The following is a 494-nucleotide window of genomic DNA, read 5'->3' on the forward strand; positions in this document are numbered from 1 at the left end:
CCCGCCTTGCTGTCGTTGTCGATGGTCGCGCTCAGGGTGTAGCTGTAGTTCACCGTCCCGCCACTGGCGGTCCCGCTGTAGCTCAGCAGGGTCAAGATCCCCTCCCCGGTGTTGATGGTCTGGCTGCCGTTGAAACCTTGCAGTTGCGCCAGGGTATAGGTCGTGCCCCCTATCACCACGTTCAGGATGCCGTCCGACGCCGATACCGTGAAGCTGCCCGCCACCGTCTCGGTGTTGGCCGCCGCATTCGACCCGCTCGGGTTGAGCCCCGACTCGTACACCAGGTGGTCCGGACCGGTCGCCGCCACCGTCACCACGCTGGAGGTATCGTTCGCCCCCTGGATGGTGATGGTCAGCTTGGCGATGCTCTCGTCACCGTCCGCGTCCTTCATGGTGTACCAGACGTCGTAGCTCTGGTTGAACGCCGCCGTCAGTGCCTGGGTTGCCGGGCGGCTGTTGTCCAGCGCATAGGTCCAGCTCCCGTCGCCATTTTG

At 64.6% G+C, this 494-nt stretch carries 1 protein-coding gene; it reads right to left on the reverse strand.

The annotated features are described in order from the left end of the window. On the reverse strand, positions 1-494 hold a 494-nt coding region (locus MM194_RS21775), incomplete at both ends, for a VCBS domain-containing protein (RefSeq protein WP_241344955.1).

The sequence above is a fragment of the Aeromonas sp. MR16 genome (assembly GCF_022549315.1).
Lineage (GTDB): Bacteria > Pseudomonadota > Gammaproteobacteria > Enterobacterales > Aeromonadaceae > Aeromonas > Aeromonas aquatica.